Source organism: Enterococcus sp. AZ015, from assembly GCF_050499225.1.
Taxonomy (GTDB): Bacteria; Bacillota; Bacilli; order Lactobacillales; family Enterococcaceae; genus Enterococcus_D; species Enterococcus_D entomosocium.
Genome location: NZ_JBMHEX010000001.1, coordinates 1,317,393 through 1,339,399 on the forward strand (window position 1 = coordinate 1,317,393; position 22,007 = coordinate 1,339,399).

A 22,007-nucleotide genomic window follows, 5' to 3' on the forward strand; every position below is an offset into this window, starting at 1 on the left:
CAAGCTTAATCGTTAAGGTCAACGATTCTGGTTCCATGAACTTCTTTTACACCTAGTATATCAGCAACTTGTTGGGCATTTTCATAGGAAATGCCACCGCCAGGTAAGATCTTTAAACGCTCACCAGCATAGGCGATCAATTCTTTCAGACGATCGAAATTTGCTTCGATAGGGGTGCCTGCAGTACCACCATGGGTCAAAATCCGCTGTACGCCATGCTCAGCTAACCAATCGATCGCCTTGAATTGACGCGCTGCAGGAATCGCGTCGAATGCCATGTGAAAAGTAACTTGCAAGCCTTCTGCAGTTTCTAACAATAGCTCCAATGCTTCTTCGTCCAACCAACCGCTAGGTGTTAAGCAACCTAGAACAACGCCGTCTGTTCCTAATTTTTTTGCTTCGATCAAGTCGGTATGCATGATTTTCAATTCTGTATCATTGTAAACAAAATCACCGCCCCGAGGTCGAATGATCGTCATAACGGGTATTCCTTTTTCGCCAGCATATTGCAGGACTTCTTCTTGCACGCCGGTACTTGGTGTTGTTCCGCCGACTGCTAAATTATCACAGAGTTCGATACGCTTTGCACCTCGGGCGATTGCTAAGGGAATATTGGTATAATTTTCTGCACAAAATTCTTTTAACATGATTTACCTCCAATAGATGGGTGTTCAATTGATTTGTTATTCTATCCACTAGCATTCTACCACAAGAATATGCTAAAGTAGAGCAGAGATGAGGGAAGTTGAATGTTAAAAAAAATCGATCGCGGGCGCCTTTTTTTAAACGCCCATTATCACTTATTTGAATGTCCGTTGTGCCGCCAAGCATTTTTCCCGACCGAAAATGGCTTGGTTTGTCCAAATCGTCATCGATTTGACTTATCAAAGAAAGGCACACTTTTCTTTTTGGATCATCAAGTTAAAGCAGATTATGATCAAGCACTGTTTTTGCCGCGTCAACGTATGATCGCTAGCGGCATGTATGCACCAGTCCTTGAGACTATCAAAGCAGCTTTGGGGGATGCTGAGTATCTTTTAGATGTCGGTTGCGGTGAAGGCAGTTTCCTTGCACAGATGGTCAATGAAAAGACCCAAGCGGCTGTCGGTTTTGATATAGCCAAAGACGGGGTCTATCTAGCTACCAATCAAAACGTACCCGCTTTTTGGTGTGTGGCGGATCTGACTAAGTTACCGTTTGCTGAAGCGAGCTTTGATACGATTTTCAATCTGTTTTCACCGTCAAATTACGGGGAGTTCAACCGCATTCTAAAAAAGGGTGGCCAGTTGGTCAAAGTCGTCCCAGCAGCGGATTATTTAAAAGAACTACGAGCCGCTTTTTATCCTGATGACGAAACAAAACAGCAGTATTCGAATGAACGGGTCGTTAGCAAATTTTTTGAACACTATCCCACCGCATCCCGTCAAAGAGTAACGCATGTTTTTGCGATCCCTGAAGAAAATCGGCAAGATTTACTTGCCATGTCGCCGTTAGAGTGGGGGGCTTCGGAGGAAAGGAAAGAAAAGCTGCGGCAGACCCCTTTGACACAGATCACTGTTGATGTTGAGGTGTTGATTGCGAAAATTTCCTGAAAATATTTTGAACTTTTTTGTTATTTACTCTTGCAATCATGCCATGGGAGTGATATATTGTTCTCAAGTCATTTTTCATTGGTTTTTATCAGGTTCCTGTTCTGATAAAAGTTAGTGAAAAGAGCTTCACTAACGTAACGACTCGCAGTGATCGACACCGAGTTGGTACGTTTTTTTTTATGCCCAAAAAAGCACACAAAAAATGTTGTTTCTAGAAAAACAAGTGTGCCAAAATATGGTACTATAGAAGTTATTGAAGAAGCTATTGAGAATGAAATGGAAAACGTAAGGTGTAAAAACACAAATCAATGCGAGAACCGATCGGCAATATCCGATCGAAAGGAGTTTTTATCTATGAATCACATCGTTCTTTTTGAACCTCAGATCCCGGCCAATACGGGGAACATTGCACGTACTTGTGCAGCAACAAATACTCATTTACACTTAATAGAGCCACTAGGCTTTTCAACGGATGACAAGCAATTGAAGCGGGCAGGACTTGATTATTGGCATGATGTCAATATCACCTATCACAAAGATTTGGCTACTTTTATGGACTTTTTAGGAGAGCGTCCGTTGTACCTGATCTCGAAATTTGCCAATCGCGTGTATTCTGACGTCGATTATACCGCAGATGATGATCAGTTCTTTATTTTTGGGAAAGAAACGACGGGGCTTCCGGAAAGCTTTATGCGTGAGCATGCCGAAAAATGCCTACGCATTCCGATGAATGATGAGCATGTTCGTTCCCTAAATCTATCAAATACGGCTGCTTTGATCATTTATGAAGTTTTGCGGCAGCAAGGCTTCCCACAGCTGGAATTGACACACCATTATGAGAACGACAAACTAGATTAAGAAACGAGGCTTGTTCGATGCAATTATACTTTACCCGTCACGGAAAAACAGAGTGGAACCAAGCACGCCGCTTTCAAGGGATGCTAGGGGATTCACCGTTATTGCCGGAAAGTCATGAAGAGATCAAACTGCTCGGTGATCATCTGGCTGCTATTCCTTTTGAGAAGATTTATTCAAGCACGTCTTTACGAGCAAAAGTAACTGCCCAAGAGATCCAAACAAGGCTCCATCACCCTGTTGAAATTATTTATAATGAGAACCTGCGTGAGATCGGACTTGGTGAATTAGAAGGACGTTCTATCGATGAAATGCATGAGAAGTATCCTCAACAATTGACTGATCTGCGTAATCATCTTGATCGCTACGATCCCAGTGCCTTTAAGGGAGAGCCGATCCAAGAAACATTGAGCCGGATCGAGACCGTCGTCATGGATGCGGTGATGCAGCATGAAGGCCCATTATTGTTCGTCGGTCATGGGGCATCCTTTACGGCTGCTATCCAGTGGCTTGCAGGCAAACCATTAGCCGAATTAAGAGAGCAAGGTGGACTAGTCAACAACAGCTTAAGCCTTTTAGAGACCAATGACCAAAAAGTACTGCCTTTTGAGCTGAAACTTTGGAATGAAGCAAGCTTTTTAAGCAATCAGGCAGGATTAGACGCTTTATTGTAAACCATGAAAGGAGCGGCACCATGATTCCAGAAAGAACGTTTTTTGTCGGCCATGTTGCCGCCATCTTTTTCCAGAATCCCAGCAATTTTTATAAAGTACTATTAGTTAAAGTCACTGAGAATAATGCCGACTACAAAGACTCGGAGATCGTCGTTACTGGTAGTTTCGGCGAAATCCAAGAAGAGGAAAAGTATCGGTTTTTTGGTGAGCTGGTCAATCATCCCAAGTATGGCGTCCAGTTGAAGGCCGAAAGCTACCAACAAGAACAACCGACCTCTGAACAAGGGTTGATCGCCTACCTTTCTGGAGAAAAATTTCCTGGGATCGGCAAGAAGACCGCTGAAAAAATCGTTGATCTTTTAGGAGAAGAAGCGATCGACCGGATGCTGGAAGAACCAACATTGTTGGAGCAGATTCCAGGATTGAATGAAAGTAAGCAAAAAATGATTTTAGATACCGTTCGGCAAAATCATGGGATGGATCAAGTGATCGTTGGCTTGAGCCGTTATGGTTTTGGTAGTCAGCTTTCTTTTGCAATCTACCAAGCCTACAAAAATGAGGCGCTATCCATTATTGAGGAGAATCCATATCAGCTGGTGGAAGACATTGAAGGCATTGGCTTTAAACGTGCAGATGGCATCGCTGAACAGCTGGGGATCGAGGCTTCGTCACCGCAACGGTTTCGAGCGGCGGTCTTGCATCAAATCTTCGCCCAGTCCTTGCAGACGGGCAATACCTTTATCCACGCCCAAGATTTGTTAGAGCAGACACTGCGCCTATTAGAAACGAGCCGCCCCATTGAGATTGCGCCTGACGATTTGGCATCAACGATCATTCATCTAGTGGAAGAAGGAAAGATCCAACAAGAAGAAACCCGTTTATATGAAAATAGTTTGTACTTTTCTGAATGGGGAATTGCCAGTTCCATCGAACGCTTGCTTTCCCGCAAAAAAGAAATCGTCTATCCTGAGAAAAAAATCAGCAAAACGTTACGTAAAATAGAAAAGCACTTAGGCATCACCTATGGTTCCTCGCAAGAAGAAGCGATCAAAGAAGCAATCCGATCGCCATTGTTTATTTTGACAGGTGGCCCAGGTACCGGGAAAACAACAGTGATCAATGGGATCGTACAATTATTTGCTGAGTTGAACGATTTGGACTTAGAACCATCAAAATACAGCGACGAAACCTTTCCGATTCTCTTGGCAGCACCGACTGGTCGAGCCGCCAAACGGATGAACGAAACGACTGGTTTGCCAAGTGGTACGATCCATCGTTTGTTAGGATTGAATGGCCGTGAAAAAGCACCATCGATTAGTCCCAAAGAGTTAGAAGGCGGTTTACTGATCGTCGATGAGATGTCAATGGTCGATACGTGGTTGGCGAATACGCTCTTTAAGTCGATCCCTACAAACATGCAAGTGATTTTTGTGGGGGATAAAGATCAGCTTCCTTCTGTGGGACCAGGACAAGTCCTTCATGATTTGCTAGCGATCGATGCGATCCCGAAACAAGAATTGACGGAAATCTATCGTCAAGGAGATGGATCAAGTATTATTCCACTGGCCCACGCCATCAAAAACGGGCAGCTGCCTGCTGATTTTACACAAAACCAAAAAGATCGTTCTTTCTTTGCGTGTGATGCGTACAAGATCGAACCGTTGATCGCTCAGATCGTGAAACGGGCGAAAGACAAAGGTTATACGCCGCAAGATATTCAAGTGTTGGCGCCGATGTATCGTGGGGCAGCTGGGATCGATGCTCTGAATAAAATGATGCAAGAGATTTTTAACCCCAACGATGGAACCAAAAAAGAGGTCACCTTCAATGATACGGTGTATCGTATCGGCGATAAGGTCTTGCAGTTGGTAAACTCTCCTGAAGATAACGTGTTTAATGGCGATATGGGCCAAATCGTTGGGATCACTCTAGCCAAACAGTCGGAAGACAAGGTTGACGAACTGGTCATTCAATTTGATGCCAACGAAGTGACCTATAAGCGTAATGAATGGAACAAGATCACATTATCCTACTGTTGTTCGATCCATAAATCCCAAGGTAGTGAATTTCAAATGGTTATTTTGCCGATGGTTCATCAATACCAACGTATGCTGCAGCGCAATTTGCTATATACCGCTGTGACTCGCAGCAAAGAGATGCTGATTTTACTTGGTGAACCGCAAGCCTACCAAACCTGTGTCAGTCACGAATCTGCCACTCGCTTAACGACATTAAAAGAACGTATCAATGGCACGGAAGAAATGACGCCGCTGCAACGGGCGAAATTGGCTCAGTTTGAGGAAGCCGATGATCCGTTTTATAATGATTCCTCTGAGAACACGAAGGCAAAAATGGTAGCTTCGAAGCCAAAGGAAAATCCTAGCACTGAAGCTGCTGCTAACCAGCAAGCGACAGAAAAGTCACCAGATAGTGGGTTGGACTTGTTTGCTTTTGCCGAGCCTGAGCCGTCGGCATCAGATCAGACAGAAACGGCCAAGCCTCTGTCAGGGGATAAGGTCCTAAGTGAAGGGACTACGAGGGAAGAAGCACTCATCGAAGAAACGCAAAACGATGGTGTGCTGACCTTAACGATGGTCAAAAAGCATTTAGTAGATCCAATGATTGGAATGAAGGACTGTTCTCCGTACGACTTTATGCCCGTAAAAAACGAGGGATTATAACGATGAGAAAATGCTAAAAATGGGTTGTTAGTGAGCGCTTTCTTTTGGTTTTTCAGCTTCTTATGCTAAGCTGAAATCAAAAGGAGGCGTTACATTATGGCGAAAGAAACCGAAGACAAATTAGCAAAACTCGCAAAAGAATCTGGCAACGACTTTAAGAAATTGGATGAGATGGAAAAAGAATTTAAATTAGATGAAAGCCCTGATGCAGAACGAGGCGAACGGGAAGAATCAGGATTAGAAAAAACGTTAGATAAGGCGCCGATTTTCCCGCCTAACACACCAAATAACCCAACGAATCCTGGCAGTCCTGGAAATCCATGATTTTCTACCAAGAAGAAACCAACTGTTGAATAATCGAATAGAAAGAAACCTGAAGAATGCAAAGGCGCATTTCTTCAGGTTTTTTGTGTCTAACGAGACTCACTGTAAATGCTGATAAAAATAGATTGCTAATTGCGTGCGATCCCGTAACCCCAGCTTTTCTAGTAATTGGCTGATGTAATTACGAACGGTTCCATCACTCAAATACAAGGCATCGGCGATTTCTTTATTGTTTTTACCCGCTGCTACTTCTTTGATGATCGCAAATTCACGTTCGCTAAAGGAAGCTTGATTGTCAATTGATGGTTCGTTCTTCATTAGCTGTGTGAAGGTCTCAACGATTTCATTCCCAAAGACAACTTGGCCATTATAAGAGGCTTTGACAGAAGGGATGATTGCCTGTAAATTCTGTTTGATCAAATAACCTTTCACACCGATGGAAAAGGCTTCTCGAATGTATTCTTCATCTTTGAAGGTAGTCAATAGCAAAAGGATCGCGTGGGGAAATTTAGCCAGTATTTCTTTGGCAGCATCGATCCCAGTTTGTTCCGGCATGCGGATGTCCGTCAGCAAAACGTCAGGACGATGAGTTTCATAGAGGTCAATGGCGTCTTTGGCACAATGACCGATGCCTAATACACGAATTTCTTCTGTGCTTTCTAAAATGGTTTGCAACGAGGTCGTCACAAACGGATCATCGTCAATAATAACTACAGTAATCATTGGTGTTCCTCCTTTGGTAAAATGATCGTCAACTGAAAGCGTTGGTTTTCTTGTAAGATATGAACTTGTCCTTGTTGTTCTTGGACCCGTTGACGCATCGTTTTCAGACCGATTCCAGTTTTAGCAATTTGAGATTCGCGGACGCCATCATTGGTGATTTGCAAGCGGAAAAAAGCAGGCAGTGTCCGAAAATGCAAGACAACGGTTTTGGCATGACTGTGTTTGATGCTGTTGGTCAAGGCTTCTTTGATCACCATTAAGAAACAATTTTGCTGGGCTTCGTTCAATCCTTCAAATAAGGTTCCTTCAATCGTGACTGAAGATGGAAAATCAGCAATCAGAAACTCTAAGGACTGTTGGAAAGTAATCGATGTCTCATGGAGATCATGAACGCTTTGGCGGATACGATCCATCCCAGTGTGAACCGTAGCACTCAAATTTGCTAAGGGCTCATTCAGTTTTGGTTCTTGATTGATCATTTCAAGTGCGCCAATCTGCAAAATGGCACTCGACAGCAGATGGCCAACATTGTCATGGATATCTCGCGCGATTCGATTTCGTTCTTCGGCAATTTGTAAGGCCAATTTTGTTTCTTGTGATAAGGCTAGTACTTTGTTTTGCTGCGATAATTGCTGCTGTTTTTCCCAATGAGTATCTTTTGAAGCGATGTACTTTTTCTCAAGAGCAGACATTCGCTGTTCTTTTTTACGTAAGTAAAAAGCAAAAAGCAACAAAAGGATGACAAAGGCGATCTTGGAGGGGGATTGATTGCCAACTGTTGGGATCAATAAAAATCCTAATAAAGATAGAATGTCATCTTTTCTTTCTTCAGGAGCGATCACCCGCATCATTGCAGGCAGAAAGAGGGCAAGCTCTGGCCAAAAAGTACATAGAAGCAATAGAATAACTTGAAAAAACCAGCTTGCTTTCCTTGGCAATAAATAACTGACACCAGTGAAGAAAATAGCGATCAGCAAAAAAATGACTTGTACGGCAACAAATCCTTGATTTACCAATAGAAGCAACGAGATTGCGAGTAGAAAGCCAGCTTCGCTGAGTAGTCGAGATTTGGACATGGCAGACTCCTTCATTGTGACAAATGTCATAGTTGATTTGGTCAATCGTCACTAGTTTCTTTTCTTAAACTTTATTATAGTCAGATTAACAAGAAATTTGGAAGGAGTTTTTCATCATGATTATTGAAATTGATAAATTAGTTAAACGCTATGGGGATTTTGTGGCATTGAATCATTTTGATCTGCAAGTACAAGAAGGGGAAGTTTTAGGATTATTGGGACCAAACGGTAGTGGGAAATCGACTGCTATCAATTGTATGCTCTCTTTGCTAAATTATGACAAAGGCACCATTAAACTGTTTGGATCAACCATGACCCCTGAAAACTATGCCGTTAAAGCAATGATCGGCGTCGTTCCTCAAGATGTTGCCGTCTTTGAAGAACTAAGTGTACAAGAAAATATCGATTATTTTTGTGGTTTATATGTTGCTGACAAAGAGAAACGGCAAGCATTGATCGAAGAAGTCATACAATTAGTGGGATTGGAAAATTTCGTGACTTTCCATCCAGGTGAGCTGAGTGGTGGCTTGAAACGACGGTTGAATATTGCCTGTGGGATCGCTCATAAGCCACGCTTGATTTTTTTAGATGAACCAACAGTCGCCGTCGATCCCCAAAGTCGTAATAAAATTTTGGAAAGCATCAAAGAGCTGAATCGCCAAGGAGCAACGATCGTTTATACGACCCATTACATGGAAGAAGTGGAAATTCTTTGTGACCAGATCGTGATTATGGATCAGGGACAGGTGATTGCCAAAGGGACCAAGGAATCTCTGAAAGACATGGTACGCACGGCAGATCGTTTGACCATCGACATCCCCTTACTGCCAGACCATGTATTGGCTACAATTCAAACCACCATTACTGCTGACGGGATCGTTTATAAAGAGGGACAGCTCCAAGTAACAACGACGGAACTCAATACGGTCTTGCTCCCCATTTTGACGCTCTTACAAGCAGAGAAAATCAGTTACGGAAAAATTGCAACCAAAGAAGCGACCTTAAATGATGTCTTTTTAGAGATCACGGGCAAGGAATTGAGAGACTAAAGGAGGGGAAAACATGTTTTGGCATTTTTACAAATATCGCACAAAAGTGCTGTTGCGAAATAAATCCATGCTGTTTTGGACGTTGGCGTTTCCCATTCTCTTAGGCCTAATGTTTATGGCGGCCTTTGGGGAGATCGATCAAGCAGGAAATTTAGAGACAATCACGACGGGAATCGTAAAAAACGGGGATCAATCAGCGCTTTCGGAAAATTTTTCCGCGGTCCTTGAACAAGTGGAAATCAATGAAAAACCATTATTTGATCTTAAGGAACTATCAGAAGCAGAGGCAGTTGAAGAGCTGAATGCGGGTGATTTAGCTGGGTTTTATCTGATAGCTGACGAAACGATTTCACTCCATGTGGGGCAAGCGGGCATGAGTCAGACGTTGATGAAAAATGTAATGGATCAATTTTTACAACGTACAGCGATTATTTCTAGTAAAGCAGCAGAACTTGAAACGCTTGATCTTGCACCAATTATGGCCGCGTTTGAACAGGAAGCGACTTTTCAAGAAGTGAATGCTGATCGTGACATGAGTGTTAAAAGTTTTTATTTCTTTACTTTGATTGGGATGGCGATCCTCTATGGGACGATGTGGGGTGTTCGCAATGTTCAGGATCAGCAAGCCAATCAATCCGCGAATGGGATTCGGCTTTCCTTGATACCAAGAAAACGCACATTGGTTTCAAGTGCGAATTTAGCGGCGAGTTTTACGATTGTGTTAGTAGAAGTCTACATTATTTTAGCGGTTTTTCGTTTTGTCTATCAAGTAGACTTTGGTGAACGATGGCAGTGGCTACTACTGGTTGCCGCATTGGGATCATTGTGTGCGATTTTGCTAGGAACATTGATTGGAAATCTGACGCCAAAAATGAATCTGGTGCAAAAGGATGGCATTTTGATTTCCGTGACGATGGCGATGAGCTTTTTTGCCGGGATGATGGGCTCGGAACAAATCAAGTATTGGCTTGATCTACATGTGCCGATACTGGGGCAAATAAATCTCGTCAATTTGATCAGTGAAAGTCTCTATCAATTATACTACTATACAGATCTGGCTAGCTTTTATACCAATCTTTTATGGTTGACTGGCTTTATCGTCCTTTTCGCAATTGGAAATGCTTGGATCGAAAGAGGGGTGCGCTATGACGCTTTATAAAACGATTTGGACTTTACTGAAGGCCAATAAGTCGAACTTACTAATTGGAGTACTGATCACTGTGGGAGTTACATTCTTTTATGCACAAAGCATCGACGTCGAAAACACCTCTTTACAAGAAGCCAACATTGCTTTGATCAGTGAAGAGGAGTCGCCAGTCGTTGACGGTCTTCGGGACTACTTGAAGGAGAAGCAGACCTTGGTCACTTTGGAGGGTACCTCACAAAAAGAAATTGATGATGCCCTTTATTTTAATCGCATAAACATCGTCTTGCATTTACCAGTAGATTTCACGGAACAGGTGGAGGCCGGCCAGATGCCAGCAATCGAGATTCAAAGCCGGCCAGATGCTTTCTCTAAAACCATTGTCACCCAGCAAGTGAACACGTACTTACAGACGCTTTTGCTTTTTAAAGAAGAAGGTAAAACAGTTAGTGAGGCGATAGAACAAGCACAAACAGCGCTAGCCGTCACTGGGCAAGTTGAACTCAGTACAGAATATAGTCAACGAATGAAAAAAATGTTAACAGGCATGACCTTTAACTTATTGTCATATGGTCTCTTTCTATCAATATTTAGCGGGTTTGGCGTGATCAATATGGCCTTTAATCGCAAAGCAATCAGCAAGCGAAACCAGAGTGCCCCTCTTGCTAAACGTGTCTTACAGCGGAAAATCCTGTTAAGCTTGATCAGTTATTCGCTGCTCTTAACTTTCGGCTTTTTATTACTGATGGTGTTATTAGTGATCCGCACGTCTTGGGATACAGCAGCTTGGTACCACATTTTGAACACGTTCTTGTTTTTATTGCCAGTCATCAGCTTCTCGGCGTGTGTCACTTCCCTGGTGAAAAATTCAGAAGCAATCGGCGGGATCAGCAATATCTTTATAACCGGCAGCTGTTTTATCGGTGGTGTCTTTGTATCAGCTAATTTCCTGCCAGATATCGTCAATAAAATCGCGGCGTTTACACCAACGTATTGGTTTGTTCAAAACAATACCTTGATTAGCGAGACCCTCACGTACAATCAAGGGTTTACTGAATCGTTTTGGTTCAATGGCTTTGTCTTGGTTGCATTTGCAGCAGTATTTTCAATGATTCATTTTGTTTTGGGAAAAGAAGGAAGTCCTCGTTGGCAGTACAACTCAGCGGAAAACTAACAGGTACACAGAAAAAAACGATACAAATCGTTGCTGATTTGTATCGTTTTCTTTATGGGCACCAAAATAATTGATTGGCAGTAGTAAAGGTAATATCAAAGGGACGTTGGCCCATTTCTTCGCCATCTTCTTGTCCATGTTGGGGCACGGTAGAGATAATTCTCAGCTTCGACGTGGAGAGATGATGAAAGTAGCGTGAATTCATGTGTTTCTTACGCATCAGTAAACCGATCAGCCAGAAAATCTTGAAAATCGACACACGCTCAACGAGTACGAAATCAAACTTTTTCTCTCTGACTGAAGCGGTTGGGGCGATTGCAACACCGCCGCCAAAGTAAGGATGATTGGTCGTGGTGCACAAAAAAGCTTTTTTATAACTGAATTGTTGCCCATTACACTCGACTAAGATCGGAAAACCTCTTTGAAGAAACAAAACGCGGATAATTGCAGCGATATAGGAAAAGGAGCCGAGGTTGAACTTATTAAGACTGCTTTTTGCCACAGAGTGATTGGTGGTATAGACGATTGCCGCATCAAGACCAATACCCACATTATTAAGAGCGATGCCGTTTTCCTCTTGGATCTGCTCTTCATAGCGGATAATGGCCAATTCTTGGGGCTTAGTAGTACCGGCAATTTTCCAAAACGCTTTTTCCGGCTCTCGTGGCAGATCGATACTTCGCGCAAAATCGTTTCCCGAGCCAGCGGGGATGTAAGCAACGGGAATTTGTTGTTGTTCCAGTTGTAACTCTGATACTACTTGGTGCAGCGTTCCATCACCGCCGATAACCACCAATAATGGATAAAGCATCTCGCCATTTTCTAAATAGACATCATCCCAAGGCAAAAGGCGTTCTTTTAAGAGTTTTCTGGTAATGTTCCGTTCGTCGCCGGGTGATTTGGTTAGATAGATTTGATGGGGGAAACGATGTTTTTTTACGATTCTTTGCACACGTTCCGCCGCTTTTTTTCCTCGTCCACTACCTGAAGCAGGGTTTACGAGGAAGTGATAATAATAGTTCATTTTATGAATAGCTCCATATCGTTTTTTCGTTCAATGCGGTTAATTATAGCATGTTTCGACAGAAGACGGGGAGACGATGCCTGAAAAAAGAGCAAAAAAATAGATTCGACGATTGTGCTTTCTGGGTTTTCAAAGGTTCTTATGTCCACTTTGATCCTCAGGTAATGATGCCCATCGCCGAATCCTATTCAATTAGTAAGGAGTAACTCAAATTCCCACATCCTTTGTCTTTTATTCTAAGTTCACAACAATTCTTTTCTTGCAGAACCTGCTTCGTCTGCTTTACTGGGAATCCTTGCTCCTTACACTTATAGTATAGCACATTTTTCTCTTTTAGCAATCGCTTACATGATTTGGTTGTTGTCTTTTAGATAAATTTAAATAGTTTAAATAAAAGATAAAGGAAAAGCAAAACCGAGTTTTCATTCGATTTTGCTTTTATGTCTTTTAGAAAGTAGCAGTCATTCTTTTTTTGGATTTTTCACAAAAATTAAAATCAAAATTGGAACCACTAAAAATATAATCGCATTATTGATTATCAGCACATCGTAATTACTAAAATTAAACGGATTATTTTGCCATGTTTGAAACATAAATCCCAGTAAATTTTGAGTATGGGCAAGATAAAATAAAGCAGAGGTGCCTAGTATGTTAAGGATTATTGTGATCACACATAAAATCCGTACTAGCTTAATTAGTACTTTTTTCATAGGAGAGCTCCTTTAGTTATTGCTGCATTTCTGGTAGATTGGCGAAGGCTTCAGTTAGTTTCACAGATTCTTCTAAAATATCCATATAGATATCGTAGTAAGCCCAGCCGTCACCTAGATCAGCCGCTTCAATTGTCTCAGTGGTTGTTTGAAATTCTCTCATCAAATCAGTGTAGCTACGCATAACAGAAGTGTAAGCGGACAAATCATAAGTTTCAGGATTGGCAATATACCCTTCAACTTCTGCGATCAGATCAGCGTACGTATCAGATAATTTTTCAAGTTGTGCTTCCAATTCATCAGAAGCTTGCTCATTCGCTTGGCTGTCAATTTCTTCTTCTGAGCTCTCATTAGTTTCAATCTCTTCTTCTTCAGAAGCAGCGACATCCTCAGAATCTTCGGAGCTTTCCATTGTTGTTTCAGTTGTTTGTTGTGACGATTCGACAGTATCACTTTCCACATCTTCACTAGAGCAACCAGCCAGGAATAAAGTGGATACTAGTACAAAACCAAATAAAATCTTTTTCATTTTTAAACCCCTTTTTTTCAAAATAAATTGTAATATTTTGCTTATATTATAATTTATGAAGAAATATTTTTTTTGTATCTAAAAAAGAACATATCCTTTCTTTTTTAGATACTTTATTTATTTTACCTTGAAAAGCCTCACGAATAAAGAAGTATCTGGTTATTTTAACCATTATTTAACTATGTTTATGCGTATTGTTATAAATAGTGATAAAAAAAGCGTTTTTTTATTTTGTGTAAAAATTCGAAAGGTTTGCATTTTATTGAGAAAAGATATTAAAATAACTATAATATATCTAATTATCTTTTTATTATTATTTATTGCTTTTTCCTTGTTAAAAAAAAGCGATAGGAGTAAATTAGAAGTGTAAAAAACTTATTTTAGGAGGAAGTATTATGTGTACTGCGTTAACTTATGTAACGAAAGATCATTATTTTGGCAGAAATTTTGATTATGATGTTTCTTATAAAGAAGTAGTGACCATTACTCCGAGAAATTATCCATTCAAATTTCGCAAAGTAAGTGAAATAGATCACCATTACGCAATGATTGGGATTGCTGCTGGTGTCGCTGAGTATCCACTGTATTATGATGCGGTCAATGAAAAAGGTTTAGGTATCGCTGGATTGAATTTTCCAGAAAATGCTGTCTACAATGAATTTCAAGAAGGAAAAGAGAATGTTACGCCTTTTGAGTTCATCCCATGGCTCTTAGGACAATGCGCTACTGTCGAAGAAGTAAAAGGGCTATTAGCCAATGTCAATCTCGTTCGGATCAATTTTAGTGAAGATTTGCCTCTATCGCCTTTGCATTGGATGATTGCTGATAAAAAAAGTGCCATCGTTGTGGAAAGTATGAGTGATGGCCTTCATATTCATGAAAATCCGGTGGGAGTTTTGACAAATAATCCGCCATTTGATTATCAATTGTTCAATTTGAATAACTACCGTGTGTTATCATCGAAAACTCCGGAAACCCATTTTTCTGACAAGCTGGATTTTGATGAATATAGTCGTGGAATGGGCGGCTTAGGTCTGCCAGGAGATCTTTCTTCGATGTCTCGCTTTGTCAAAGTAGCTTTTACCCGATTGAATTCCGTTTCTGGAGAATCTGAATCCGAAAGCATTAGTCAGTTCTTCCATATTTTAGGTTCGGTTGAGCAACAAAAAGGACTTTGTGACATAGGCAATGAGCGCTATGAGTACACGATTTATTCTTCTTGCTGCAATACAGATAAAGGAATCTATTACTATCGTACGTATGAAAATAGTCAAATCGTTGCAGTTGATATGAATAAAGAAGATTTGGAAGGTAATGTACCGATTTCTTATCCATTAATTGAAGACCAACAAGTTCTTTTCAGTAACTGATCCATTCTTAAAAAACCATCTCAAAGCTGTTTTGAGATGGTTTTTTTCCTTTTCCATTTTTAAAATGAATCACTCTCATTTGTTGTCGTCTTCGTCCCTGCGGTACTTTTATTCGGAAATGGAAAAAAGCGGTTCACCAATATTGCAATCGTCATGCCGATAAAACTATCAACAATCCGATTAAAAGCATACAAGTAAGATTCAGTTTGAGGAATCATAAATAAAATCGTCAATAGTGTGGCACAAGCACCAACTGTTCCCTCGGAGTAATCAAATTTGACCAATAAAGCGATCATTAACATGATCACTAAAGGGATTGCAATCATTTGAATAAAGGACGAATGTCCGAAAAAGTTAAATATCGCAATACAAAATACAGAAGCGATTGCGCCGAAGCTGTTACCGGCAATCCGATGTTTCCCGTATTTGACGGTATTCTCATGATCTTCTCTTAATGTGAAAACAGCTGTGATCGTTGATACGACGTAGGTTTCACGATTCAAAAGAACACTAATCAAAATACAGAGGAATACACTGATTCCAGTTTTTACATTTCTTAAGCCAAAGGTCAATCCAAATAAGTTCAATCATGCCATCCTCTCAAAACAAATTTCAACGAAGTCGATTATACCACATTGCAGACGGTCAATTGCTTAGATTTTCAGAAAAATGAACAACGATTCTTTCATCGTACGTTGACAGGCAAATTTTATCAGTCGTCGAGAAGCTAGCTTGATACCATGCAATTTTCAACTTTGAGTGTTGAAAGGAATACAATAAGTGACCCCAACCCTAAATGAATTGACTTTCGTTGCCATCGCTTAAGACTCCTTTTTTTATTTCTCAGTCTGTTCAACGTTTAAATAAGTGTTTTGATAAAAAAATATTTATTGTTCATAAAAAGTTTGTTTTTTAGATATTATATTGAGATAATCAAAATAAGGAGGGTTTAAAATGAAAAAAGTGTCAATACTATTTGTTCTTTTACTTGGCTTTGTTGTTTTTCCGATGACAGTTTTTGCTGCATCTTCACCAAGTGTGAGCTATCAAACAAATATCCAGTCTCAAGGGTGGCAATCATGGAAAACAAACGGTCAGACGTCAGGGACCACAGGGAAAGCCAAGCGACTTGAAGCAATCAAGATAAAAATTACTAACGAAAAATACAAAGGGAATATTGAATATAAAACCTCCATTCAGAAACAAGGCTGGGAAAAATCGTTTAGAAAAAATGGGACTCTGTCTGGTACAAGTGGAAAAGGACAACGGTTGGAGGCGATCCAAATCAAACTCACCGGTGAGATCGCTAAGTATTACGATGTCTATTATCGAGTCAATGCACAACAATTTGGCTGGATGGGGTGGGCGAAAAACGGACAGTCTTCAGGAACGTCTGGCTTTGGTTTTCAACTGGAAGCAATCCAGGTCAAACTGGTGAAAAAAGGTGGGAAAGCACCTGGAACGACGAATGATGCATTTAGAGATGGACTGAAAAAATATGTAGACAAACGGGGCAAAGGGCTGATCAAAGGCTCCAAACAAAAGATTTATCATATACCGGGGAGTCAATATTATAATAAAACGACCAGTCCAATTCGGATGTTCAAGACAGAGGTGGAAGCCTACAAAGCGGGCTTTCGACCAGCTAAATAGAGGTGTGGCAGGCATTCGCTGAGTAAACATCTATGAGAAATTGCTTTACCAAAAAGGTAACGAGGCAACGAGAAGAAAGCTATTTTTGATCAAAAAGTAACTGAATCGTCTGATTCATTCTAAACATCCCTTTCCGTTAGCGAAAAGGGATGTTTTACGTATTCAAGATGATTTCTGTGCGTAGATCCGACGAATCTTAAAGTAATTCAGCACTTAACCTTTCATCACGAGATGCGCCTTGATTTAGCGAGGTTTCAACACAAAGCCACTATCTTCATCGTTCATTTCTTCGGTAGGCGTAAAAATAATATTTTTCCCATCTCTTTCAAGGGTAAAGATTGAATCACAAGCCATTAGGAAATCTGACGATGGATGATTCATTGATAGTCGAATAGGGATAGAAAATGAAAGCTGCGAAGTGTTTCTTTGAATCAACGAATGAAGGAACAGAGGGAGCAATTCCATCTGCATAAAGTTTTGTCAGGTGATTTCGAGATGATTTGATGATTAAATGGCCGGTTTAACATTGATATATGGCTATTAATGTGTATAATAAGTACTTGTGCGAAGCGCACCGCGGTTCATCAACCATCCCGCGTAATCAAAACTCGGAGAAAGTAGGGATCAAATGGAAAAATCAACAAATCTAACCAATCAACGTTTGCGTGTCGTCGCAGCCAATGGGATCATTATGGCACTTTATGTTGCTGTAACGGTTCTAGTCTCACCCGTTGCCTCAGGAGCGATTCAATTTAGGATATCTGAAGGATTGAATCACTTGGTCGTTTTCAACAGAAAATTGATGTGGGGTGTCGTTGGCGGGGTTGTAGTGTATAACATGTTCTTCGGAATGGGGATCTTGGATGTCGTATTCGGCGGTTTCGGAAGCTTCTTGGCTTTAGGAGCAACTGCATTGGTATATAAGAAGATTCCAAATGTTTTCGTAAGACTGGCATTTAATACCATTGTTTTTTCATTAAGTATGTTCCTGATTGCGATTATGCTAAATATCACCTTAGCATTGCCTTTCTGGCCAACATTTGCAACAACGGCATTGAGTGAATTTATTGTAATGACGATTACGGCACCGGTGATGTATATCATCAATCGTGCCGTTCGCTTCGATAAGCGCGTGTAAAAAAAGCTTGTTTTTTGCTTTGATGGTTCTCAAAAAACAAGAAAAAAGATCATTCCTAAGAAATGAAGGAATGATCTTTTATTTTATTCTGCTTTTAAGTCTTCGATCTCCACAACTTTGAAGTTTTTCGCTTCTAGTTGCGCCACGATCTTGTCGCATAATTCTTTTGATGTGTTTGCTGGTAAAGTGATCATCGTACGACGAATAAATTCGTCTTTACCGATGTCGAGAGTGATACAGCTAGCGATACTGCTGTATTTTGCGATTATTTTTGAGATAACCGCTAAGTCGCCTTGTTGACCTGTCGATGCGATCGTCAACACATAGCTTCCTTGTTCGACGCTCCATGATTGTGACAACATATTCAATAAGGAACTATGAGTCAAGATACCGTAAAATTGATTGTTTTCATCTAGTACCGCAATATAAGGCAATTCTTTGATTGTAAAGAAAACCTTAAAAAATGAAGAGTTGACATAAATGAACTTCGTCGCATTTTTTAGCAGATAGGTGACGGGTAAAGTCATGTCACCGCCATTTGCTTTATGGCGATAGATGTGCATTTTATAAATATTCCCTCTAAAAATCTTTCCTGATTCATCTAGGATAGGCACACAACGATAACCAGACTCTTCTAAAATTGCCAGCGCTTCTTCTAAGGTAGCTGTTTCCTTTACCGTTGTTAAATCGCGTTTTTTGTAGACCATTGTTTTTAATAACATAATTTTCCCTCCCAAATACCCATTTAACACCATTATCATACCACAAAATCAGCAGAAACTATATTTATACGACAGAAAATCAAAAATTGACACAATCTTAAATAAATGGTATTTTTAGTGTTGGAAAACTTTATAAAAAGGGGGAGGACACTAAGATGGCAACGAAAAAAGCTGCTTTGGCTTGTTCTGTCTGCGGATCCCGCAACTATTCAAAATCAGTCAGTGAAGGTAAAAAAGGCGAACGCCTTGAAATCAACAAATTTTGCAAGTATTGCAATCAATATACTTTGCATCGTGAAACGAAGTAAGGAGGGAATCGAATGAAATTTTTGAAAAATGTTGTTGAAGAAATGAAAAACGTTTCTTGGCCATCAAAAAAACAATTACGCAAAGATACATTTGTGGTGATTCAAACAACCATTATTTTTGCATTGATGTTCTTTGTGATGGACACACTGATTCAAACGGTCTTCAATTGGATCCTAAAGTAACACTTCTTACTGATAGCGCTAGTCATTTATCACAAATCGTGCTATAATCGCTTTGAGGAAAAACTTCGGTGCAGCTGAGGTTTTTTTATTTTACAAAAAAGATGGGGAGTCCGAAAAAAATGGAATCTTTTGAAAAAAATTGGTATGTACTGCATACGTATTCTGGCTATGAAAACAAAGTAAAAGCGAACCTAGAGTCACGTGCACAAAGCATGGGGATGGGTGATTATATTTTCCGTGTCGTCGTTCCCGAAGAAGTAGAAACAGAAGAAAAAAACGGCAAAACCAAAGAAATCGTTCATAAAACATTTCCTGGCTATGTATTAGTTGAAATGGTCATGACGGATGAATCTTGGTACGTGGTTCGGAATACACCAGGAGTGACTGGTTTCGTTGGCTCTCATGGTGCAGGAAGCAAGCCAGCGCCTTTATTACAAGAAGAAATCAATTCAATTTTACGTTCGATCGGTATGAGTACTCGGACAGTTGAACTGGAAGTCGAAATTGGCGAAACCGTCAAAATCATCGAAGGTGCGTTTTCTGGTCTAGAAGGACAAGTAGCAGAAATCGATGAAGAAAAACAAAAACTAAAAGTGAACATCGATATGTTCGGTCGTGAAACCAGTACAGAACTTGATTTTGAGCAAGTAGATAAAATTTAACTGCTGGATAGACTAGCATGAACGGCTCATTTACGGTAAAATAACAGTAATGAGAATAAAGTGGACCAATTCGTTGGCCCACTTTTTTTCTCAAAATGAGTAAGCGCTTTATAAGAGGAAGGGGTCTTATGTCAAAATTATTTGCTTTTTTTAGAGTAAAGTTTCACAATGATTTTCATCCCCATACTAAAGGGATGATCTCTGTACATAATGGGTATAGCTTGTTGTTTCTTTTTAATTTGCTGCTGTTTTTCTTTGCCATGTTGTTTTTCGATCCAAGGGTGGCAGTCGAAGAGCTCAAGTTGATTTTATTTTCGGAAAGTCATCTTGTGACAGATTATATTGCTATGACTTCTGTAGGGTCGGCTTTATTAAACAGCAGTTTGATGACGTTTGTAGCGATCTCGATTTGTTATCATTATCGGGTGCCGATCACAGGAGGCGCGGTGTCTGCTATCTTTATGGTGACTGGGTATGGTTTTTTTGGGAAAAATCTACTAAATTTTATCCCGATATTTTTAGGCGTCCGTCTGTATTCGTATTTTATGAATGAACCATTGAAAAAATTTCTGTTGATTGCATTGTATGGATCGTCGGTTTCTCCAATCGTCAGCTATTTTGCATTCAATGACTCACTACCGCCTTATTTTAGCTTGGTGATGGGGTACGGTATTGGAATTTTTACCGGTTTTTTGATGGTTCCCATGGCCTTATATTTTCAAGGACTTTTTCAAAGCGTCAGTTTATACAGTGCTGGATTCACTTCAGGAATGTTGTGTACATTAGTCGCCGCTATCTGTCGGATGTTTGGCCTAACGATTGAGCTAAGAACATTGGTGTCGCAAGAACAGCAGCCGCGTTTGATTCTCATGATGCTGGTTTTAGGAAGTGTGTTCGTAGGCTATGGGTCGCTGATGGCAATCAAGAAAAAACGATTGAATATGCGAGCGATTTGGTCTCATAGTGGCAAAATCGAACGAGATATCTTACGTGATACCGGCGTTTATAATACGATGATCAACATGGGATTGATGACGTTTTTGCTTGTGGCATATGTCGTCAGTATTGGTGCGGTTTTAAATGGACCAGTTATCGGTGCGATCTTTTGCGTCATCGGCTTTTCTGCTTGTGGCTCTCATGTCTTTAACTCGCTGCCTTTATTGGCAGGGGTGACGATTGCCAATCTATTGAGCGTATACACCATCAACGAGACGGTTACAGTCACGTCAGCGATTTTTGCGATGATGCTCTGTGCAGTAACAAATGCCTATGGCTGGAAAGGCGGCTTGGTGGTCGGTTTTGTGCACGCCTCAATGGTACTGAATATTGATTTCTTACATGGAGGTTTGAATCTGTATAACAATGGTTTTTCTGGCGGGCTAGTCGCCATGATGATCATTCCCTTATTGGATCTCAGCAAACAGCTTTGGCAAAAATCAGCCGATCAGGCGCAAGCTACCAAGGATGAAAAACCACAAATGGACTTGAAAGCACAAGAAAGCGAGCAGCCATTGGTCCCATTGGATCAAACAGAAGGAAAACCTAAATTTTCCGAGCCTGTGAAGGTATTAAAACCCGTTGCCCAAAAGAAACACTATAGGGTAGGCGAGTGGGAGTAGAAAAACCGCCAATGTCATTTGTTACTTGTTTAACAAGTAGGGAGTGCTTGCCTTTTCGTCGTTGGAAATAATGGGAAAATGAAAACCAACCAAGAACAAGCAAAGATTGGTTGTTCTTGGTTGGTTTTTATTAATGACTTTAGTCAGTTTCGTTCGCGTAGCGTACGAAACAAAAAAACCGCGCGTTTCTACGCGTGGACGAAATAGCTTTAGCGATAAAAAACTCCTTTCGATATACTAATAGTGGCTACCAACCGCATATCAGATCGAAAGGAGTTTTTTTATGTCTAACGACGATAAAAGTTTAGCACATACCAGATGGAATTGTAAGTATCACATAGTCTTCACCCCGAAGTATCGACGAAAAGTGATTTATGGAAAGTTAAGAGTAAGTATTGGTCAGATATTAAGAAAATTGTGTGAGATGAAGGATGTTGAAATCATTGAAGCTCATGCCATGCCTGACCATATTCATATGTTAGTAAGAATACCACCAAAGATTAGTATTTCTAGTTTTATGGGCTACTTAAAAGGACGAAGTGCAACCTTAATCCATGAAAAACATGCGAATTTGAAATATAAGTATGGGAATAAAAGCTTTTGGTCCAAAGGATACTACGTGAGTACGGTTGGGTTAAATCAAAAAACAATCGAAAAATATATTCGAGAACAAGAAGCAGATGATCGAATAAGAGATAGTATAAGTAAACAAGAGTATGTAGATCCATTTAAATAGTTAAAGAGAGATAGGGCTGTGAGCGGTTGGTGGTCATTTAAAAAGCCCCTTTTAAGGGGCT

The 22,007-nt window shown here is 40.5% G+C and carries 24 protein-coding genes; 16 read left to right on the top strand and 8 right to left on the bottom strand.

What is annotated here, in order from left to right:
- Positions 1-5: 5 nt before the first annotated feature.
- On the bottom strand, positions 6-647 hold the full coding sequence (locus tag IGK85_RS06140) for a copper homeostasis protein CutC (protein ID WP_008379762.1): 642 nt from the start codon (positions 645-647) through the stop codon (positions 6-8).
- 102 nt (positions 648-749) lie between these two features.
- Between IGK85_RS06140 and IGK85_RS06145 the strand changes: the two genes are divergently transcribed.
- The 5 genes from IGK85_RS06145 (at position 750) to IGK85_RS06165 (ending at position 6,126) form a co-directional block, all read left to right on the top strand.
- Complete coding sequence (locus IGK85_RS06145; protein WP_008379763.1) at positions 750-1,592, top strand: methyltransferase domain-containing protein; 843 nt, start codon at positions 750-752, stop codon at positions 1,590-1,592.
- A gap of 354 nt (positions 1,593-1,946) precedes the next feature.
- Positions 1,947-2,450: a tRNA (uridine(34)/cytosine(34)/5-carboxymethylaminomethyluridine(34)-2'-O)-methyltransferase TrmL gene (gene trmL / locus IGK85_RS06150; protein WP_008379765.1), complete on the top strand. Its 504-nt coding sequence runs from the start codon at positions 1,947-1,949 to the stop codon at positions 2,448-2,450.
- 17 nt (positions 2,451-2,467) lie between these two features.
- Positions 2,468-3,121, top strand: a complete 654-nt coding sequence (locus tag IGK85_RS06155; protein WP_008379766.1) for a histidine phosphatase family protein — start codon at positions 2,468-2,470, stop codon at positions 3,119-3,121.
- A gap of 20 nt (positions 3,122-3,141) precedes the next feature.
- The gene (recD2, locus tag IGK85_RS06160; RefSeq protein WP_008379768.1) at positions 3,142-5,802 is read left to right on the top strand and encodes an SF1B family DNA helicase RecD2; all 2,661 of its coding nucleotides are present in this window, start codon (positions 3,142-3,144) and stop codon (positions 5,800-5,802) included.
- Between the two features lie 96 nt (positions 5,803-5,898).
- Complete coding sequence (locus tag IGK85_RS06165; RefSeq protein WP_005236708.1) at positions 5,899-6,126, top strand: hypothetical protein; 228 nt, start codon at positions 5,899-5,901, stop codon at positions 6,124-6,126.
- A 99-nt stretch (positions 6,127-6,225) separates the two neighbouring features.
- Here IGK85_RS06165 and IGK85_RS06170 read toward each other — a convergent pair whose 3' ends face one another.
- Complete coding sequence (locus tag IGK85_RS06170; RefSeq protein WP_008379771.1) at positions 6,226-6,849, bottom strand: response regulator transcription factor; 624 nt, start codon at positions 6,847-6,849, stop codon at positions 6,226-6,228.
- Positions 6,846-7,955 carry a sensor histidine kinase gene (locus IGK85_RS06175; RefSeq protein ID WP_429968718.1) on the bottom strand — a complete coding sequence of 370 codons (1,110 nt, stop codon included), beginning with the start codon at positions 7,953-7,955 and terminating at the stop codon, positions 6,846-6,848. Before IGK85_RS06175 ends, IGK85_RS06170 begins: the two co-directional genes overlap by 4 nt.
- Before the next feature lie 86 nt (positions 7,956-8,041).
- Here IGK85_RS06175 and IGK85_RS06180 point away from each other — a divergent pair, with 86 nt between their 5' ends.
- Genes IGK85_RS06180 through IGK85_RS06190 form a run of 3 tightly spaced genes read left to right on the top strand, consistent with a single transcriptional unit; the run spans position 8,042 to position 11,292 of the window.
- Complete coding sequence (locus tag IGK85_RS06180; protein WP_005236700.1) at positions 8,042-8,974, top strand: ABC transporter ATP-binding protein; 933 nt, start codon at positions 8,042-8,044, stop codon at positions 8,972-8,974.
- 13 nt (positions 8,975-8,987) lie between these two features.
- Positions 8,988-10,133 carry an ABC transporter permease gene (locus IGK85_RS06185; protein WP_008379777.1) on the top strand — a complete coding sequence of 382 codons (1,146 nt, stop codon included), beginning with the start codon at positions 8,988-8,990 and terminating at the stop codon, positions 10,131-10,133.
- Complete coding sequence (locus tag IGK85_RS06190) at positions 10,120-11,292, top strand: ABC transporter permease (RefSeq protein WP_008379779.1); 1,173 nt, start codon at positions 10,120-10,122, stop codon at positions 11,290-11,292. Before IGK85_RS06185 ends, IGK85_RS06190 begins: the two co-directional genes overlap by 14 nt.
- A 52-nt stretch (positions 11,293-11,344) precedes the next feature.
- Here IGK85_RS06190 and IGK85_RS06195 read toward each other — a convergent pair whose 3' ends face one another.
- The 3 genes from IGK85_RS06195 to IGK85_RS06205 form a co-directional block, all read right to left on the bottom strand.
- Positions 11,345-12,316: a diacylglycerol/lipid kinase family protein gene (locus tag IGK85_RS06195; RefSeq protein WP_008379780.1), complete on the bottom strand. Its 972-nt coding sequence runs from the start codon at positions 12,314-12,316 to the stop codon at positions 11,345-11,347.
- A 461-nt stretch (positions 12,317-12,777) separates the two neighbouring features.
- The gene (locus IGK85_RS06200; protein WP_005236692.1) at positions 12,778-13,026 is read right to left on the bottom strand and encodes a hypothetical protein; all 249 of its coding nucleotides are present in this window, start codon (positions 13,024-13,026) and stop codon (positions 12,778-12,780) included.
- 16 nt (positions 13,027-13,042) lie between these two features.
- Positions 13,043-13,555 carry a membrane lipoprotein lipid attachment site-containing protein gene (locus IGK85_RS06205; protein ID WP_008379783.1) on the bottom strand — a complete coding sequence of 171 codons (513 nt, stop codon included), beginning with the start codon at positions 13,553-13,555 and terminating at the stop codon, positions 13,043-13,045.
- A 395-nt stretch (positions 13,556-13,950) separates the two neighbouring features.
- On the opposite strand from IGK85_RS06205, the gene bsh reads away from it, so the two are divergent.
- Positions 13,951-14,925, top strand: a complete 975-nt coding sequence (gene bsh, locus IGK85_RS06210) for a choloylglycine hydrolase (protein WP_008379784.1) — start codon at positions 13,951-13,953, stop codon at positions 14,923-14,925.
- A gap of 59 nt (positions 14,926-14,984) precedes the next feature.
- On the opposite strand, the gene IGK85_RS06215 is transcribed toward bsh, so the two are convergent.
- Positions 14,985-15,512: an FUSC family protein gene (locus IGK85_RS06215; RefSeq protein ID WP_005236688.1), complete on the bottom strand. Its 528-nt coding sequence runs from the start codon at positions 15,510-15,512 to the stop codon at positions 14,985-14,987.
- Between the two features lie 367 nt (positions 15,513-15,879).
- Between IGK85_RS06215 and IGK85_RS06220 the strand changes: the two genes are divergently transcribed.
- Positions 15,880-16,578 (top strand): Ig domain-containing protein, encoded by a 699-nt coding sequence (locus IGK85_RS06220; RefSeq protein WP_005236686.1) that lies wholly within the window; start codon positions 15,880-15,882, stop codon positions 16,576-16,578.
- 628 nt (positions 16,579-17,206) lie between these two features.
- The gene (locus IGK85_RS06225; protein WP_008379785.1) at positions 17,207-17,716 is read left to right on the top strand and encodes a QueT transporter family protein; all 510 of its coding nucleotides are present in this window, start codon (positions 17,207-17,209) and stop codon (positions 17,714-17,716) included.
- Between the two features lie 83 nt (positions 17,717-17,799).
- On the opposite strand, the gene cbpA is transcribed toward IGK85_RS06225, so the two are convergent.
- Positions 17,800-18,438: a cyclic di-AMP binding protein CbpA gene (gene cbpA / locus IGK85_RS06230; protein ID WP_008379786.1), complete on the bottom strand. Its 639-nt coding sequence runs from the start codon at positions 18,436-18,438 to the stop codon at positions 17,800-17,802.
- A 155-nt stretch (positions 18,439-18,593) separates the two neighbouring features.
- Between cbpA and rpmG the strand changes: the two genes are divergently transcribed.
- The 5 genes from rpmG to tnpA all read left to right on the top strand — a co-directional run bounded on the left by rpmG (position 18,594) and on the right by tnpA (position 21,946).
- Positions 18,594-18,746, top strand: a complete 153-nt coding sequence (gene rpmG / locus IGK85_RS06235; protein WP_005229764.1) for a 50S ribosomal protein L33 — start codon at positions 18,594-18,596, stop codon at positions 18,744-18,746.
- Between the two features lie 12 nt (positions 18,747-18,758).
- Positions 18,759-18,929 carry a preprotein translocase subunit SecE gene (secE, locus tag IGK85_RS06240; RefSeq protein ID WP_005229766.1) on the top strand — a complete coding sequence of 57 codons (171 nt, stop codon included), beginning with the start codon at positions 18,759-18,761 and terminating at the stop codon, positions 18,927-18,929.
- Positions 18,930-19,048: 119 nt separating this feature from the next.
- Positions 19,049-19,591: a transcription termination/antitermination protein NusG gene (nusG, locus tag IGK85_RS06245; RefSeq protein ID WP_005229769.1), complete on the top strand. Its 543-nt coding sequence runs from the start codon at positions 19,049-19,051 to the stop codon at positions 19,589-19,591.
- A gap of 128 nt (positions 19,592-19,719) precedes the next feature.
- Positions 19,720-21,210 (top strand): DUF1576 domain-containing protein, encoded by a 1,491-nt coding sequence (locus tag IGK85_RS06250; protein ID WP_008379789.1) that lies wholly within the window; start codon positions 19,720-19,722, stop codon positions 21,208-21,210.
- Between the two features lie 283 nt (positions 21,211-21,493).
- The gene (tnpA, locus tag IGK85_RS06255; protein ID WP_008382269.1) at positions 21,494-21,946 is read left to right on the top strand and encodes an IS200/IS605 family transposase; all 453 of its coding nucleotides are present in this window, start codon (positions 21,494-21,496) and stop codon (positions 21,944-21,946) included.
- Positions 21,947-22,007 lie beyond the last annotated feature (61 nt).